Annotated in this window: 20 protein-coding genes; 18 read left to right on the forward strand and 2 right to left on the reverse strand. The window is 39.4% G+C overall.

Annotated elements, in window-relative coordinates:
• The first annotated feature begins 6 nt into the window (after nucleotides 1–6).
• From ctaD to ctaG, 4 genes are read left to right on the forward strand one after another with little or no spacing between them, the layout of a single operon-like run.
• A complete protein-coding gene (ctaD, locus tag LJC66_RS06565) occupies nucleotides 7–1872 on the forward strand; it encodes a cytochrome c oxidase subunit I (RefSeq protein WP_045293824.1) in 1866 nt (621 codons plus the stop codon).
• A complete protein-coding gene (ctaE, locus tag LJC66_RS06570; RefSeq protein WP_013056081.1) occupies nucleotides 1872–2492 on the forward strand; it encodes a cytochrome c oxidase subunit III in 621 nt (206 codons plus the stop codon). The genes ctaD and ctaE overlap by 1 nt, the downstream gene beginning before the upstream one ends.
• A gap of 4 nt (nucleotides 2493–2496) precedes the next feature.
• Nucleotides 2497–2829, forward strand: a complete 333-nt coding sequence (ctaF, locus tag LJC66_RS06575; RefSeq protein WP_013082313.1) for a cytochrome c oxidase subunit IVB — start codon at nucleotides 2497–2499, stop codon at nucleotides 2827–2829.
• A gap of 57 nt (nucleotides 2830–2886) precedes the next feature.
• On the forward strand, nucleotides 2887–3825 hold the full coding sequence (gene ctaG / locus LJC66_RS06580) for a cytochrome c oxidase assembly factor CtaG (protein WP_230932082.1): 939 nt from the start codon (nucleotides 2887–2889) through the stop codon (nucleotides 3823–3825).
• A gap of 36 nt (nucleotides 3826–3861) precedes the next feature.
• On the opposite strand, the gene LJC66_RS06585 is transcribed toward ctaG, so the two are convergent.
• On the reverse strand, nucleotides 3862–4221 hold the full coding sequence (locus LJC66_RS06585) for a YugN family protein (protein WP_230932083.1): 360 nt from the start codon (nucleotides 4219–4221) through the stop codon (nucleotides 3862–3864).
• 185 nt (nucleotides 4222–4406) lie between these two features.
• Here LJC66_RS06585 and LJC66_RS06590 point away from each other — a divergent pair, with 185 nt between their 5' ends.
• From LJC66_RS06590 to LJC66_RS06605, 4 genes are all read left to right on the forward strand, one after another.
• Nucleotides 4407–4826, forward strand: a complete 420-nt coding sequence (locus tag LJC66_RS06590; protein WP_230932084.1) for a CBS domain-containing protein — start codon at nucleotides 4407–4409, stop codon at nucleotides 4824–4826.
• Nucleotides 4827–5016: 190 nt separating this feature from the next.
• Entirely contained in the window at nucleotides 5017–6033 is a 1017-nt protein-coding gene (locus LJC66_RS06595; protein WP_230932085.1) for a CAP domain-containing protein, read from the forward strand.
• 84 nt (nucleotides 6034–6117) lie between these two features.
• Nucleotides 6118–6894, forward strand: coding sequence for a sporulation protein YpjB (locus tag LJC66_RS06600; protein ID WP_050690679.1), 777 nt, complete (start codon nucleotides 6118–6120; stop codon nucleotides 6892–6894).
• A 64-nt stretch (nucleotides 6895–6958) separates the two neighbouring features.
• Complete coding sequence (locus LJC66_RS06605) at nucleotides 6959–7636, forward strand: zinc metallopeptidase (RefSeq protein WP_013056088.1); 678 nt, start codon at nucleotides 6959–6961, stop codon at nucleotides 7634–7636.
• Between the two features lie 29 nt (nucleotides 7637–7665).
• Here the strand turns inward: LJC66_RS06605 and LJC66_RS06610 are convergent, their stop codons facing one another.
• A complete protein-coding gene (locus LJC66_RS06610) occupies nucleotides 7666–8532 on the reverse strand; it encodes a YitT family protein (RefSeq protein ID WP_013056089.1) in 867 nt (288 codons plus the stop codon).
• A gap of 312 nt (nucleotides 8533–8844) precedes the next feature.
• Here LJC66_RS06610 and LJC66_RS06615 point away from each other — a divergent pair, with 312 nt between their 5' ends.
• The 10 genes from LJC66_RS06615 to panD all read left to right on the forward strand — a co-directional run bounded on the left by LJC66_RS06615 (nucleotide 8845) and on the right by panD (nucleotide 16779).
• Entirely contained in the window at nucleotides 8845–9174 is a 330-nt protein-coding gene (locus LJC66_RS06615; protein WP_013056090.1) for a nucleotide pyrophosphohydrolase, read from the forward strand.
• Nucleotides 9175–9187: 13 nt separating this feature from the next.
• On the forward strand, nucleotides 9188–9988 hold the full coding sequence (gene dapB, locus LJC66_RS06620) for a 4-hydroxy-tetrahydrodipicolinate reductase (protein ID WP_050690680.1): 801 nt from the start codon (nucleotides 9188–9190) through the stop codon (nucleotides 9986–9988).
• A 12-nt stretch (nucleotides 9989–10000) separates the two neighbouring features.
• Nucleotides 10001–10399 (forward strand): methylglyoxal synthase, encoded by a 399-nt coding sequence (mgsA, locus tag LJC66_RS06625; RefSeq protein ID WP_013056092.1) that lies wholly within the window; start codon nucleotides 10001–10003, stop codon nucleotides 10397–10399.
• A 10-nt stretch (nucleotides 10400–10409) separates the two neighbouring features.
• A complete protein-coding gene (bshB1, locus tag LJC66_RS06630; RefSeq protein WP_230932086.1) occupies nucleotides 10410–11120 on the forward strand; it encodes a bacillithiol biosynthesis deacetylase BshB1 in 711 nt (236 codons plus the stop codon).
• Nucleotides 11121–12248: an N-acetyl-alpha-D-glucosaminyl L-malate synthase BshA gene (gene bshA, locus LJC66_RS06635; RefSeq protein ID WP_028407960.1), complete on the forward strand. Its 1128-nt coding sequence runs from the start codon at nucleotides 11121–11123 to the stop codon at nucleotides 12246–12248.
• Between the two features lie 15 nt (nucleotides 12249–12263).
• The gene (locus LJC66_RS06640; protein WP_028407961.1) at nucleotides 12264–13457 is read left to right on the forward strand and encodes a CCA tRNA nucleotidyltransferase; all 1194 of its coding nucleotides are present in this window, start codon (nucleotides 12264–12266) and stop codon (nucleotides 13455–13457) included.
• On the forward strand, nucleotides 13442–14431 hold the full coding sequence (locus tag LJC66_RS06645; RefSeq protein WP_082178525.1) for a biotin--[acetyl-CoA-carboxylase] ligase: 990 nt from the start codon (nucleotides 13442–13444) through the stop codon (nucleotides 14429–14431). Before LJC66_RS06640 ends, LJC66_RS06645 begins: the two co-directional genes overlap by 16 nt.
• 271 nt (nucleotides 14432–14702) lie before the next feature.
• Nucleotides 14703–15536: a 3-methyl-2-oxobutanoate hydroxymethyltransferase gene (gene panB / locus LJC66_RS06650; protein ID WP_230932087.1), complete on the forward strand. Its 834-nt coding sequence runs from the start codon at nucleotides 14703–14705 to the stop codon at nucleotides 15534–15536.
• A gap of 1 nt (nucleotide 15537) precedes the next feature.
• Nucleotides 15538–16395 carry a pantoate--beta-alanine ligase gene (gene panC / locus LJC66_RS06655; RefSeq protein ID WP_195695014.1) on the forward strand — a complete coding sequence of 286 codons (858 nt, stop codon included), beginning with the start codon at nucleotides 15538–15540 and terminating at the stop codon, nucleotides 16393–16395.
• Nucleotides 16396–16779, forward strand: coding sequence for an aspartate 1-decarboxylase (panD, locus tag LJC66_RS06660; RefSeq protein WP_050690683.1), 384 nt, complete (start codon nucleotides 16396–16398; stop codon nucleotides 16777–16779).
• Nucleotides 16780–16838: the final 59 nt, after the last annotated feature.

Here is a 16838-nt window from a genome sequence, read left to right on the forward strand (position 1 = left end):
TTAGCGATGAGTACACTCAGTCAAAAGAAGGGTGTAGGTGGAACAATTTGGGACTTTATGACAACCGTTGACCATAAGAAAATCGCCATTCTTTATTTAATTGCCGGCGGTATCTTTTTTCTAGTCGGAGGAGTGGAAGCGCTATTTATACGTATTCAGCTGGCTATACCAAGCAATGACTTTGTCAGTGCAGGAACGTATAACGAAATTTTAACAATGCATGGAACAACAATGATTTTCTTAGCCGCAATGCCGCTTCTTTTTGCCATGATGAATGCAGTTGTTCCGCTGCAAATTGGAGCTCGAGATGTAGCATTTCCGTTTTTAAATTTGTTAGGTTTTTGGTTGTTTGCCTTTGGGGGACTCTTTTTAAATCTAAGCTGGTTTTTAGGAGGAGCACCTGATGCAGGTTGGACATCATATGCTTCGCTGTCTATTGCATCACCTGGTCACGGAATTGATTTTTATGCGATAGGTTTGCAGATTTCCGGAGCCGGGACATTGATTTCAGGTATCAACTTTCTCGTAACAATCATTAACATGAGGGCGCCAGGTATGACTTATATGCGTATGCCGCTGTTTACGTGGACGACGTTTGTTGCATCAGCTCTTATTTTGTTTGCGTTTCCAGCACTAACGGTTGGATTGTTTTTAATGATTTTTGACCGCTTATTCGGGGGAAACTTTTTTGACGCCACAATGGGTGGGAACACCATTATCTGGGAACATCTTTTCTGGATATTCGGTCATCCGGAAGTATATATTTTGATTCTTCCAGCGTTTGGTGTTTTCTCTGAAATTTTACCTACTTTTTCAAGAAAGAGATTATTCGGGTACTCGTCGATGGTTTTTGCTACCGTATTAATCGGATTTTTAGGGTTCATGGTGTGGGCTCACCACATGTTCACAACCGGACTTGGTCCAATTGCAAATGCCATTTTTGCTGTCGCTACGATGGCTATCGCCGTTCCAACTGGAATTAAAATTTTCAACTGGCTGTTTACGCTTTGGGGAGGAAGTATTGAGTTTACTTCTCCAATGCTGTATGCTGTCGCCTTTATTCCATCATTTGTTATCGGGGGAGTAACAGGAGTTATGGCAGCTGTAGCACCTGCAGATTATCAATTTCAAGATTCTTATTTTATCGTTGCTCACTTCCATTACGTTATCGTAGGCGGTGTCGTATACGCTATATTAGCAGGTGTCACATACTGGTGGCCAAAAATGTTTGGGAAGATGTTAGATGAAAAGTTAAGCAAAGCAACGTTCTGGCTCTTTTTGATTGGTTTCCATTTAACGTTCTTTATTCAGCATTTCTTAGGCCTAATGGGGATGCCTCGCCGCGTATGGACGTTCTTACCTAATCAAGGTCTCGACCTTGGGAATGCAATCAGTTCATCAGGAGCTGCTTTCATGGCGGTTGCTACGCTCATTTTACTGGTTAATATTATAAAAACAACTGCCAAAGGACAAAGGGTAGGAGGAGACCCTTGGGGAGACGGACGTACATTAGAATGGGCTATTTCATCTCCGCCTCCAGAGTATAACTTTAAACAAACGCCGCTTGTACGGGGGTTAGATGCATATTGGATTGAAAAAATGGCAGGAAATAAAGAAATGACGCCAGCCGAACCCCTTGGTGATATTCATATGCCAAACTCGTCGTTTATTCCATTTATGATATCGCTTGGAATGTTTATTGCAGGGATTGGCTTTTTGTATCGAAATGATCATGCATGGGGAGATGTTGTAGGGATTATCGGAATGATCGTCATGTTTTTATCAATGTTCTTCCGTTCATGGATTGATGATCACGGCTTCCATATTCACAAAGAAGACTTAGTTGATGATGACAAGGAGGCGAAGATGTAATGGAGACTGAACAAAAGCTAACTGCTGAAACTTTCCCTGCTTCGCCTGAAAAAGCAACGCTTGAAGGGAAAAATAAATTTACTGGCTTTTGGCTCTTTTTAGGCGGAGAGACGGTTTTGTTTGCTTCACTTTTTGCTACTTATTTAGCTTTGCGTAATTCAACGATGTCAGGACCTAAGCCAGAAGAATTGTTTGATATTAAGCTTGTTTTTGCAGCCACCATGATTTTATTAACAAGTTCACTAACAAGCGTATATGCTATGTATCATATGAAAAATTTTGAATTTAAAAAGATGCAGCTATGGTTAGGCGTTACGTGGCTTTTAGGTTTAGCGTTTTTAGGGCTAGAAATTTATGAGTTCAGGCATTATGTTCATGAAGGACATACGTTTACAAGCAGCGCATTCGGTTCTTCTTTCTACGCGCTGGTTGGGACACACGGAGCTCACGTAACGTTCGGATTGCTTTGGATTGGTTCTTTGATGATTCGAAATGCGAAGCGAGGGTTAAACTTATATAACGCTCCTAAATATTATGTCGCAAGTTTATACTGGCACTTTATCGATGTTGTGTGGGTCTTTATTTTCACGGTTGTATATTTAATGGGAATGGTGGGATAAGCTGATGACGACAAATCAATCAAACTCAGATAACCCAAGGCTCAATTTAGATTATCGTAAAAAAAGAAACGCAGAAGATATGAAGATGCAAGTTATCTCTTTTGGGATGATGTTGTTTCTAACGCTAATTGCTTTTTTTGCGGTTTATCAAGAGTTTAGCGGATGGTACATTATGCCGGTGATTGTGCTCTTGGCCGTTGTTCAAGTCATCTTTCAACTTTATTATTTCATGCATATGAACCACAAAGGACATACCATACCAGCATTTTTCTTGTATTCAGGCGTATTGGTAGCTCTTTTAACCATTTTAGCTTTTGTAACCATTATTTGGTGGTAAAGAAAAGGGCTGGCATGCGCCAGTCCTTTTCATCATCTGTAGAAGGAGGAATAGACGTTGATTAACAATTTGCAGATGTTTGGTTTTGAAGCACTTTGGAGTCCTTACTATTTTTTAACCATTTGTCTGGTAACCGTCTTATATTTTTTTATTGTTGGTAGATGGAGAGGGAATTTTACAGGAGCGGTGGCCGTAAACAGAAAAACAAAATCGTATTTTGTTATTAGCATGGTTCTTTTATATATATGTAAAGGAGGACCTGTAGATTTACTGGGGCATTTTATGTTTAGTGCTCATATGACGCAAATGGCAATCGTTTACTTGGTGATTCCTCCGCTTTTTATTTTAGGAATTCCGCCGTGGTTAGCTCGTTCTGTTATTTATGTAAGAGGGGTTAAACCTATTTTTAAATTCTTTACAAAGCCCTTAATTGCGCTACTGTTATTCAATGGGTTATTTTCTTTGTATCATATTCCGCTGCTTTTTGATGTTATTAAAACGGATATGATGCTCCACGGAATTGTGAGTGTTGTATTATTTATCGCTGCATTTTGCATGTGGTGGCCACTCGTTAATCAGCTAGAAGAAGAACAAACGCTAAGTTCTCTAAAAAAGCTTGGCTACATTTTTGCAGATGGCGTACTCCTTACTCCAGCGTGCGCGTTAATTATTTTTGCAAATCATTCTTTATATGCGACGTATACAGACTCAAGCGCTTGGGTACAAGCTCTTTCCCTTTGTGTACCGCCTTCTATGATTGCCAGTTTAGGACAGCTTGCTCCCGAGATGTTTAATACGCTGCCGCCCGTGGAAGATCAGCAGCTAGGCGGCGTTATTATGAAGATCATTCAAGAAATTGTATATGGAACGGTTTTAGGCTTTATTTTTTTTCAGTGGGCTCGAAAAGAACGAGAGAAAGATACGTACATGCCCGATTTTACCGAGCCTCAAGATATAAAACCAAAGGAATTTCCGTCTACTCCTCCTTTGAATTAAAAAAAGCGCAGTCTAATTACTGCGCTTTTTCTAATTCTATAGCTGAACGGTTTCAAGCTGTGATTTGATTTGTGTTAATATCTTTTCACACTGTTCTACAAGGGATGGCGGAAAATATTCGCCGTCTCCATATTCTAAACCGTGAGGATAATAATGTTTGCCTAGTAGAGGTGTCATAAGATGAATAACAGCATGCCTGCCCCCTACGTCGCCTGAAATAGCATGTCCTTGGACTCGCAAATAGAAGGTATCTCGCTGAAACTCGAATTTTCGATCGTACGTGACGCGTTCATAATCCCATTGTCCGGCGCGGACCAGACCAAATTGATGCATAATCTCATCTAATAAATCTAAATCAACCTTTAATGAATCAAATTTTGCATATTCAAATTTCATATGAACTCCCTCCCAAAACAGATATACCCCAATTAAATCATAAGCCGAATGGATAAAACTTGCAATATCTAATAAGGAAAAATGTAAACGTTATCTATTTTTATTTAAACGTTTTAAATACGAAAGTTTACTAAAAAGTTGGTCACACTATAAAACGAGCACACGATGTAAAGGAGGATAAAACAATGAAAACTGTACAAGAGGTAATGACAGCTGATACGGAAACATGCACCACGCTTGATAACGTATATGAAGTAGCAGTGAAAATGAAGGAATGGAATGTAGGAGCAATTCCAATTGTCGATAGAGATCAGCTAGTAGGAATGATTACAGATCGAGACTTAGTTATAAAAGGCATTGCAGAAAAGAAGCCGAATTCAAGTAAAGTAACGGATGTTATGAGTGAAGAGCTTATAACTATTACAGCGGAAGCCTCTGTAGAAGAAGCTTCTAAGCTTATGGCTCAACATCAAATCCGTCGTCTTCCCGTTGTGGACAATCAAAAGCTAGTAGGGATTGTATCGCTAGGTGATTTATCAACGTTTCGCTATGCAAATGAACGTGCAGGAGAAGCGCTCTCAGACATTTCACAACAAACGCATTAAAAAGTGAAAGCCAACTGTTTGCAGTATATTCGTAAATAGTTGGCTTTTTCTTTTGTTTCCTCCATACCGATAGCTATTTTTTTTTGAATGCATGTATAATAGAGATAAAAATAAGTTAAACAGGTAAAGAAAACAGGTGTAAGGAGAGGAAGAAAAGCTGAAAAAAGTTATTTTTATTCTCGTATTAATAGTGGCATTTGTATACGCTGAGGATTATTTACCTCAGCTAGAAAAATATCTAACGGGTCAAAATATTGAGCAAAACCAAACGGATTCCAAAAGTCAGCCCACACAAGAAGTGGCTTCTTATGAAAAACAAAGTGAAAATATGATGAGACTCATTGGAGATCATTCAGAACAGTTAATTGGAATGCTTGGAGAGCCGGATCGTATTGATTCTTCTGCATATGGCTATGACTGGTGGATTTACAAAAAGAATCGTCAAACGTATGTGCAGGTAGGAGTAGAAAATAATCAAGTCGTATCTGTATACGTCATTGGCTCAAAAACAAATACAGATCCTTTTGAGATTGGTGAGAAGCGAGAGGAAGTAGAAAAAAGAGTTTCACTTTCATCCGAACTCACGCTTCAAAAAGACGGAAATGAATACCGATTTCGTCTGAGTGAAGAGGATATGAAAATGCGTCCCATTATTAAATATGGAGATGTATACGTCCAACTATATTTTGATCAGTTCCTTAATACAATCTCAAGTATTCGAATTATGGACATGGACACGCTATTAAAACAGCGTCCGTACGAAATTGTTTATCGCGGCGAGCTTCCCACAGCTCCGTCATTGACATCGGAGGAGTGGAAAAGTGTCCAAGAAGGAGAAGAGCAGCAAATTATCGATATTACAAATGTAATTCGAGACCGGTTTCAGCTGTCACCTTTAGCTTGGGACGAAGCCACTGCCGGAGTAGCTTATTTACACAGCAAAGAAATGAGCGACTTAAACTATTTCTCTCACGTTTCACCAGCACAAGGTGATTTAGGCAACCGTCTGCAAAAAGGTGATGTAGTATACCGTATCGCGGGCGAAAATATTGCCTCGAATTATCAGGATGGAATCGCTGCGGTTGAAGGGTGGCTTAATAGTGAGGGACATCGTAAGGCTTTACTCAATAAAGAGTTTACGCGTCTTGGTGTAGGTGTATATGAAAAATATTATACGCAAAACTTTATCACTCCGATGAATGAATAGTAAGTTTAAAACTTCCTTTTGAAAATAGGTCTACTCTTGTCCTCTTTCTCATAAGTTTTAGTAGAGGTTAGAGGAGGGACGAGAATGAAAGGAAGAATAGTAGGAATATTGCTCGTACTTTTCTTTGCATATACGACTACTGTACATGCAGCTGAAGGGCAGTGGGAAAAGCTTGATAACTTATCTGATCAAACGCTATCGCTTGTAGAGCAAAAGGAGTATAAAGCAGCCCAACATTTGTTCAGAAACTTTTCGAATGAATTTACCAGTCTCAATACAGCTTCTTTGGGCGTATCGGCCGAAGATATACGTATTTTAACTCTTTGTTATGAACAGGTAGAAAGGTCTCTTTTATCTTCTGATTCCAGTGATGAAGAACGTCTTCAAAAAGCTACTCAATTTCGATTATTAGTCGATGCGCTTCACAGCAAGCATCAGCCTATGTGGACTGAGCTCGAAGGCAGTATGCTAGCAACATTTAAAGAGATGCGAAATGAAGCGGTAAAAGGAGAACAAGCGGCTTACGAAGCGCAGCTTAAGCAATTTTTGAAGGAGTATGATATGATCTTACCGAGCGCGCAGGTAGACGTGTCGTCTCCCTACGTACAGCGTGTGAGCGCGGATGTTCACTTTTTACAAACTGAAGGAACGCTAAGTGAAATTAACGATAAGCAGTTTAACCAAATGGAACAAAACTTGAAAGATTTTTTTGAACAAGTAAAGGAAAATCGCACAGACCCGTCTTTTATTTGGGTTACAATTACCACCGGAAGTATTATTATTGCTACACTTTTTTATGTAGGAGCGCGAAAATACTTCGCTGACCAGAAAAGAAAGTCAGCTAGAGGGCGTAATGATTGACGTAAAAGCGCAGAATTGTCTAAAATAAAAGAGTAGTCAAACACATAATGAAAGGTGTGGGTAAATGAGCTTTTTGATTTATTTTCTCATTATTATCCTTGTGCCAATTTGGGCACAGTTTAAGGTGAGAAGTGCTTACAAAAAATATTCACAAGTAAGCAACTCATCAGGAATGACAGGCGCAGAAGTAGCAAGAAAAATTTTGGATGAGAACGGGTTGTACAACGTTCACGTAGAGCCTGTAGGCGGATTTTTATCAGATCACTATGATCCTCGTTCAAAAGTCATTCGTTTGTCAGAAGACAACTATTACGGAACCTCTGTCGCAGGCGCTGCCGTTGCGGCTCACGAAGTGGGACACGCGATTCAAGACAAAGAAAACTATTCGTTTTTACGTCTTCGCCACTCGCTTGTGCCGGTGGCAAGCCTTGGATCAAACGCTTCTTGGATTTTAATTATGATTGGAATTATCGCGTCGATTAAGCCGTTGCTATTGTTAGGTATTATCTTCATGGCAGCAGCGGTCGTATTCCAAGTTGTAACACTGCCTGTTGAATTTAACGCTTCAAGCCGAGCAATGACGCAAATCGTCTCAGTCGGAGCAATTCGAAATGATGAAGAGCGCGAGACGCGCAAAGTGCTTAACGCAGCGGCTTTAACATACGTAGCAGCCGCCGCAGTAGCAGTTCTTGAATTGGTTCGTTTAATCATGATTTATACAGGAATGAATAACGACGACTAATAAAAAAATACCGCATTAGCGGTATTTTTTTATCTTTCAAGCGGTTTTTTATTTTCATCAAGGGTAAAGCCTTCGCCTAAGACATCATGAACATCCGTAACTGCAACGAATGCGTGTGGATCTACAGAAGTAATAACTTGCTTTAAACGGAAAATTTCATTTTTACTAACCACGCAGTATAGCACGTTAGTATCTTGCTTAGAAAAAGAACCTTGGCCTTTTAAAATCGTCACGCCTCGATCCATTTCTTTCATAATTTTATCCGATATGGCTTCGTTATGATTTGAAATGATCGTTGCTCCTTTAGCGGCATACGCGCCGTCTTGCATAAAGTCAATAACCCGTGCAGCGACAAAGACTGCAACAAGTGTGTACATAGCTTCTCGGTAGGATAAATAAATGAGAGACGCACTAATCACAATAAAGTCAAAAAGAAACATCGTTTTCCCCATATTCCACCCGATATATTTTTGAACAACACGTGCGATGATATCGACTCCTCCAGTTGTTCCTCCAAACCTGAAAATAATGCCAAGGCCCACTCCAATAAAAACACCGGCAAAAAGAGCTGCTAGAGTCATATCATGACGCAGGGGCATATTCACCGGGAAGCGCTGGAATATCCATAAAAATAGCGATAAGCTGACGACTCCGAGCATGGTATAAATAAAGGCTGTTCTCCCTAATAGTTTCCACCCTACAAAAAACAAAGGAATATTTAACACTAAGTTAGAATAAGAGGGATCAATGTTAAATAAGAAAAATAAAAGCAGGGTAATGCCTGTGAATCCACCTTCAGCTAAATTGTTTTGCATGTTAAAATTAACAAGTCCAAACGCAAATATGGCAGCACCAAGCAGTATAAAAATAATATTTTTAAATCTGAGACCTTTCATACTTACAAACCTCCTATGACCGTTTTTGCACTACCTTATCATAAAGGAATATATTTCATTTCGTAAATAACTATCGAAAAGATTTTTGAAAATAGTAAAAAGTGATGATGTTTCTTCTAGTGCTATGTATTAGTAGTATCCTCAATTCGTAAAATATAGACAGATTTTTGAGAATTAAGGGAAACGTGAGGAATATTGTGAAAGAGCATCTGACAAAGGCTTGGTAAGAAGAAGTAATTACACTAAATAATTTGAAGTAAAGATGTTATAATAGTAAGCTGAGTGTACTTCTAAAAGAGGTGAAATAAAAAGATGTCAAAAAAAACGATGGAGCAAATGCAGCAAGAAGTTGATGCATATATTAGCCAATTTAAAGAAGGATATTTTAGTCCTCTTGCTATGCTTGCGCGAATGTCGGAAGAAGTGGGCGAATTATCGCGCGAAATTAACCACTATTATGGTGAAAAGCCGAAGAAAACGACTGAAGCAGAACGTACGGTCGAAGAAGAAATGGGCGACATTTTATTTGTATTAATTTGCTTTGCAAATTCATTAAATATCGATTTACAAGAAGCGCATGATCGCGTTATGAATAAATTTAATACGCGTGACAAAGATCGCTGGACGAAAAAAGAAGACTAAGGAGAGAAAAAGAATGGACAAAATTCGAATTGTACTTGCAGGACCAAGAGGTCGTATGGGAAAAGAAGCTGTATTATTAATAGAAGAAACAGAGCATTTTGAATTAGTAGCAGCGGTAGATCGTATCAATGAAGGAAAATACATAAGTGATATTGAAGGAATGCCAAATGTACAAGCGCCAATCTACACGGATATTGAAAAATGTTTTGAAGACGTTAAGGCAGATGTTTTAGTTGATTTGACAACACCTGAAATTGGGCGCGCTCATACTAAAACAGCCCTAACATATGGAGTAAGACCTGTTGTAGGAACAACTGGCTTTTCAGAAGAAGATTTAAAAGAATTAAAGCAGCTTGCTGAAGAGAAGGAACTTGGCTGTATCATTGCACCTAATTTTGCGATTGGCGCTATTTTAATGATGAAGTTTTCACAAATGGCAGCTAAATACTTTGATGATGTTGAAATTATTGAAATGCATCACGATCAAAAGTTAGATGCACCATCAGGAACAGGCTTAAAAACAGCGGAGCTTATCAGTGAAGTTCGTGAAGCAAAAAAACAAGGTCATCCTGAGGAAAAAGAATTGCTAGAGGGCGCACGCGGTGCAGATTATGAAGGAATCCGCCTACATAGCGTACGTTTGCCGGGACTGATTGCTCACCAAGAAGTGATGTTCGGAGGATTTGGACAAACATTAAAAATCCGTCATGATTCATACAACCGTGCTTCTTTTATGTCAGGTGTGAAGCTAGCTGTTGACACAGTTATGAACGTAGACACACTTGTATATGGGTTAGAAAATATTATTGACTAAGGAGCGAGAAAAATGAAAATCGCCTTAATTGCACATGATAAAAAGAAAAATGATATGGTACAATTCACAACAGCCTATCAAGCGATTTTACAGGAACATTCGCTGTTCGCAACAGGAACAACAGGAACGCGTATTTCAGAAGCAACAGGTTTGAAGGTTCACCGCTTTCAATCAGGACCCCTTGGGGGAGATCAGGAGATAGGAGCTTTAATTGCTCAAAATGAAATGGATATGGTTATTTTTTTCCGCGATCCGTTAACAGCTCAGCCTCATGAACCTGATATTTCAGCTCTGATGCGTCTCTGTGACGTCTATGCGGTTCCTCTTGCAACGAATATGGGAACAGCAGAGATTTTAATTCATGGACTTGAACGAGGCGATTTGCATTGGCGTTCAATTATAAAAAAATAGGGTGAAGATAATGAAAGAAACAATAGATATCCTTGCCTTTGGTGCTCATGCCGATGATGTAGAAATCGGCATGGGTGGAACCATTGCAAGAATGAGTGAACAAGGTTTGAAGGTAGTTATTTGCGATTTGACGCAAGCTGAACTTTCTTCAAATGGAACGGTTGAAATTCGAAAACAAGAAGCGTCCAAAGCTGCTGGTGTCTTAGGTGTTCATGAGCGAATTCATCTGCATTTGCCAGACAGAGGTTTGGTTTTAAAGGCAGAGTATATAGCTGAAATTGCATCAGTCATTCGCACGTATCAACCAAGGATTATATTTGCTCCTTACTTTGAAGATCGTCATCCTGATCATGGAAATTGTGCAAAGCTTGTAGAAGAGGCCATGTTTTCCGCTGGCGTTAAAAATTATATCGATTATAAAAAGCAAAAAGCTCATCGTACGGAGTCTCTTTATTTCTATATGATAAATGGATTTCATAAGCCAGATTTTATCGTAGATGTATCAAGCACGTTTCAAAAGAAAGTAGCTAGTCTAGAGGCTTATGAAAGTCAATTTATAAAAACAGCAGATACGTTTGATACGCCGCTGGTAAACGGATATATTGAAACGGTAGAGAGCAGAGAGCGATTATTTGGCAAAGAAGTCGGGGTAGCATACGGTGAAGGTTTTTTATCTAAAAAACCGATTTTGATGTACGACGATTTAGTAGGTGGAAAATAAATGAAGTTAAAAATTGGTATTACATGTTATGCTTCGGTTGGAGGTTCAGGAGTGGTAGCAACGGAGCTAGGGAAGCTGCTGGCTGAAAAGGGGCACGAAATTCATTTTATTTCCTCTAGCATGCCTTTTAGATTGACGAAAGTATATCCAAATATTTATTTTCACGAAGTAGATGTAAATCAGTACTCCGTCTTTAAATACCCTCCGTATGATCTTGCTTTATCCAGTAAAATGGCTGAAGTGGCTAAAAGAGAAAAGCTTGACATTATTCATACGCACTATGCGATCCCCCATGCCGTTTGCGGGATTTTAGCTAAACAAATGGTGGAGCACGAAGTGAAAATTGTGACGACTCTTCATGGGACAGATATTACGGTTCTAGGAGAGGATCCATCGTTAAAAGATTTAATTAAATTTGGAATTGAGAAATCAGATGCAGTGACGGCTGTATCTCAGTCACTTGTTGATCAAACTCACCATTTAATTAGTCCAGATAAAGAAATTGAAACGATGTATAATTTTATTGATGAACGAGTTTATCATAAAAAAGAAGTTCAGTATTTAAAAGCAGAGTATGGCATATTAGAAAATGAAAAAGTCGTTATTCATATTTCAAACTTTCGTCAAGTCAAACGAGTTACAGATATAGTCAAAACATTTGCTATTATTAATAAAAAGCTTCAGTCTAAGCTGCTGCTTGTAGGAGACGGCCCTGAAATGACGGTTGTGTCTCAATTAGTAAGAGAGCTAAATCTTCAAGATTCTGTGTTATTTCTTGGGAAACAAGAAAATGTAGCAGAATTATATTCGATTAGCGATTTAAAATTGTTATTATCTGAAAAAGAAAGCTTTGGGCTTGTACTTTTAGAAGCTATGGCTTGTGGTGTTCCATGCATCGGAACAAATACAGGCGGAATTCCTGAAGTAATTGAACACGAAAAAACAGGATATATTTGCGAAGTGGGAGACGTCGAAGAGGCAGCGAGCAAAGCAATTCAGCTACTTGAAAATGAACAGCTGCATCACCAAATGAGGGAAGCGTCTCTAAGCGCAGTTAATCATAAATTTCATTCAACAGAGATTGTGAGTCAATATGAAAAACTTTATTATAAATTGGTACAGGGTTGAAGAATGGAGGACGTTATGAAAGAACCGTTCATTCATCCGCTTTATATTATTGAAAAACTGGAGACAGCCGGTTACGAAGCGTATTTTGTTGGAGGAGCGGTCCGGGATCTCATTTTAAATCGGACGATTGGAGATATTGATATCGCTACGTCAGCTAGGCCTGAACAAGTGATGGAACTCTTTCCTAAGACGATTCATGTAGGAATCGAGCATGGTACGGTTGTCGTTGTCCATGAGAACGAGACCTATGAGGTAACCACTTTTCGCTCTGAGGGAGAATATGATGATTTTCGTCGTCCCTCGTCCGTTACGTTTATTTCGTCTCTTATAGAAGATTTGCAGCGTCGCGATTTTACAATCAATGCAATGGCTATGAATGCAAAAGGAGAAATCATTGATCCATTTAATGGAAGAGAAGATTTACGAAACCAGTTAATTCGCACTGTCGGAAATGCTAAAGAACGCTTTCATGAAGATGCTCTTCGTATGATGAGAGCCGTTCGCTTTGTCAGTCAGCTGGCTTTTTCGCTGTCTGATCAAACTAAAAGAGCCATTCAGCAATACGGTGAACTGCTGAGGCATGTTTCTATTGAACGCATTACAGTTGAATTCGAAAAAATGCTGAGCGGAAAGCGTCCGTCTTTAGCATTAGCACTTGTAGCAGATACGGAGCTGTATCGCTACTTGCCCCAATTGAATGTAGATCCGCAAAAATTCCGATCTGTTTGTGCACATGATTGGATGATGCTTCAGCGAGTATCGGAGTCATGGACACTTCTGGTACATCTACTCGACATTCAAGACAAGCAGGCATTTTTTAAAAGCTGGAAATTATCTAATAAGCAAATTAAAGATATTCAGCTTCAGTCTATTGGTCTTCGAGACGTTTTGGAAAATGGATGGTCAAAACGCATCATGTATACAATTGGAGAGCAGGCCAGCGTAAGCGTGAATCGTATTTTACAACTTCTTCGAAGCAATGAGCATATGAATGAACATGAGCTTCTTTACATCTATAGCGAGCTGCCTATTCATTCTTTAAAAGATTTAGATATAAATGGTCAAGATCTTTTAGTGTGGACAGGTAAAAAGGGTGGTCCATGGGTGTCTCAACTGTTAAAAGAAATTGAGGAGAAAGTTCTATACAATGAGTTAATGAACACGAAATCTTCAATAAGAAAGTGGGTGCAGTCTTGCAGTCAGATATAAGAAGAACGCTGCTCGAAATGTTTACGAACGCAGATGGGGACTATGTGTCCGGCCAAAAGATCAGCGATTTATTAGGCTGTTCAAGAACAGCTGTATGGAAGCATATCGAAGAGCTGCGAAAAGACGGCTATGAACTTGAAGCTGTTCGTAAAAAAGGCTATCGCATTGTTGAGAAGCCGAACAAAGTAAGCAGCAACGAGCTTTTATTAGGGCTCCAAACAACAAAAATCGGTCAGTATATTCATTATGAGGAAAGCGTACATTCTACTCAAAAAATTGCTCATCGAATTGCTCAAGAAGGAGCAAAAGAAGGAACGGTTGTAGTTGCTGAAGAGCAAACGGCAGGGAGAGGAAGACTTGATAGAGCGTGGTATTCCCCAAAATATACTGGTGCCTGGATGAGTATTATACTGCGTCCTTCTATCCCTCCGCAGCAGGCTCCTCAGCTGACTCTACTATCAGCAGTGGCTGTTGTACAGGCCATTCAAGAAGTGACGAACCTTTCTCCAGACATTAAATGGCCTAATGATGTTTTATTAAATGGGAAGAAGCTAGTTGGGATTTTAACAGAAATGCAGGCTGATTTTGACCGGATTCATTCGGTCATCATTGGAATTGGCATCAATGTGAATCAGCAGGAAACGGATTTTAATGAACAAATCAAACACATTGCCACATCTTTACGTATTGAAAAAGGTGAAGAAATTAATCGTGCAGCTTTGATGCAAGCGTTTTTCTTAAAGTTAGAAACCCTTTACGAAGAATACCTAAAAAATGGCTTTGGCTTAATTAAAGTTCTTTGGGAAACGTATGCGATCAGTATTGGCAAGCGAATTATAGCACGCACGATGACAGCCAACATTGAAGGCTTTGCAAAAGGTATAACAGATGAAGGCGTTCTATTGATTGAAGATGATGAAGGAGTTATACACCGAATTCATTCTGCAGATATTGAGCTCTCTGCTAAAAAATAGTAGAAAAATAAAGAAATTTTTATTATAATACGAGTATCAAGGTAGTATCGCAAGAACTTCACTTGATACTCGTTTTTTATTTTTAATACGACAATAAATCTGCCTTGATCCATTAAGGACTAGGACAGAGGGATGACGCGTAGGTAAGCACATTAGGTAAAGTGTGCTTTTTATAGATGAAGTCTGTCAAAGTCCTTCTTCCTTTTATAGGTAGAAGGACTTTTTGTGTGCAGACGTGCGCTCATCTCCTCTGAGAAGGAGGAGAAAGTTAGTGAAAACAAAATTAGATTTTTTACGTATGAAACAGAACAATGAACCAATTGTAATGCTGACTGCGTACGATTATCCGTCAGCTAAGTACGCTGAGGAAGCAGGCGTAGACATGATTTTAGTAGGCGATTCTCTAGGAATGGTCGTTTTAGGATATGACTCTACGATTCCTGTAACGGTAGATGATATGATTCATCATACAAAAGCGGTTAAAAGAGGAGCTGCTGATACATTTATCGTCACTGACATGCCATTTATGTCCTATCACGTGTCGAAAGAAGACACGATGAAAAATGCTGCTCGTATTATGCAGGAAAGCGGAGCTCATGCTTTAAAAGTAGAAGGTGCAAAGGATGTTCTTTATACAATTTCAGAATTGACGCAAGCTGGTATTCCGGTTGTTGCACATCTCGGGTTAACACCTCAGTCTGTCGGTGTCCTGGGCGGTTATAAAGTGCAGGGAAAAGAAGCAAAAGAAGCCAAACAGCTAATCCAAGACGCGATCAAGTGTGAGCAAGCGGGAGCTATTGCTGTTGTATTAGAATGTGTTCCTAAACAAGTAGCAAAACAAGTAGCTGAACGCTTGAGCATTCCAACAATCGGAATTGGAGCAGGAGCTGATACGGATGGTCAAGTACTTGTATACCACGATGTATTAACGTACGGAGTAGAGCGTGTGCCAAAATTCGTTCAGTCATTTGCGAAAATAAATGAGCCTATTTTACAGGGGATTTCTCAGTATGTAAGTGAAGTGAAAAAAAGAGAGTTTCCGAAAGAAGCCCATACTTTTTCAATGAAAGAAGAGCAGTTAACGGCGCTGTACGGAGGAAAATAAGATGAAAGTCATTACAGCAATTAAAGACATGCAGCAGGAGATGAAAAAAGAAAAGCAGCTTGGACGTTCAATTGGATTTGTCCCCACGATGGGCTATTTGCATGAAGGCCACGCTACTTTGCTTGGAGCGGCTCGCACAGAAAATGAAGTAGTGGTGCTAAGTATTTTTGTGAACCCGACTCAATTTGGACCGAATGAAGATTTTGATACGTATCCAAGAGATTTTGACCGCGATGAGCGCGTGGCAAAAGAAGCTAACGTCGACTATTTATTTTATCCTTCAGTAGAGGAAATGTATAAGTCAAGCCGTTCAGTTGCTATAACCGTGACCGATCGTGTAGACGTATTGTGTGGACAGAAGCGCCCCGGTCATTTTGACGGAGTAGCCACGGTGCTAACAAAGCTTTTTCACATTGTAACACCGGATCGTGCATACTTTGGTAAAAAAGATGCACAGCAAGTTGCTGTGGTAGATGGCTTAATTGAAGACTTTAATTTTCCTGTGGAGCTTAGAGCAGTAGATACGGTGAGAGAAGCAGATGGATTAGCTAAAAGTTCTCGCAACGTATATTTAACAGATAAAGAAAGAGAAGAGGCACCTGTTTTATTTAAGAGTTTACAAAGCGCTCTGCAGCTTCTTGAAAGCGGAGAGAAGCAAGTAGAAATCCTTAAAGAGACCATTCGAAAAGAAATTGAGCAATATACGAGCGGTAAAGTGGATTATATCGAAATTTATACGTATCCAGAGCTAAAAACGATTAAGCAAACCGCTGGAAAAATCATTATTGCTTTAGCTGTTCAATTCTCTAAAGCCCGTTTAATTGATAATGTAATTGTAGACGTACAGGGGGATAACTAAATGTTTCGCACGATGATGAATGCTAAAATACACAGAGCTCATGTAACTGAAGCCAACTTAAATTATGTTGGCAGTATCACCATTGATGAAGATATCATCGACGCAGTAGGAATCGCAGCAAACGAAAAAGTCCAAATTGTAAACAATAATAACGGAGCTCGCTTGGAAACGTACGTGATTCCCGGCGAACGCGGGAGCGGCGTAGTTTGTTTAAATGGAGCTGCTGCAAGACTCGTGCAGCCTGGAGATATTATCATCATTATCTCTTATGCGTTCGTAGCCAATGAAGAAGTAGCTCACCATCATCCAACTGTAGCGATTATGAATGAGCAGAATAAAATCCAACAATTGCTTAAACAAGAACCAGCTGGTACAATTCTATAAGAACAGTCCCCCTTTATGAGGGGGATTTTTATTTGAATACATACGCTAGTAAGTGAACG

Source organism: Priestia sp. TSO9 (assembly GCF_021029645.1).
Taxonomy (GTDB): Bacteria; Bacillota; Bacilli; order Bacillales; family Bacillaceae_H; genus Priestia; species Priestia megaterium_E.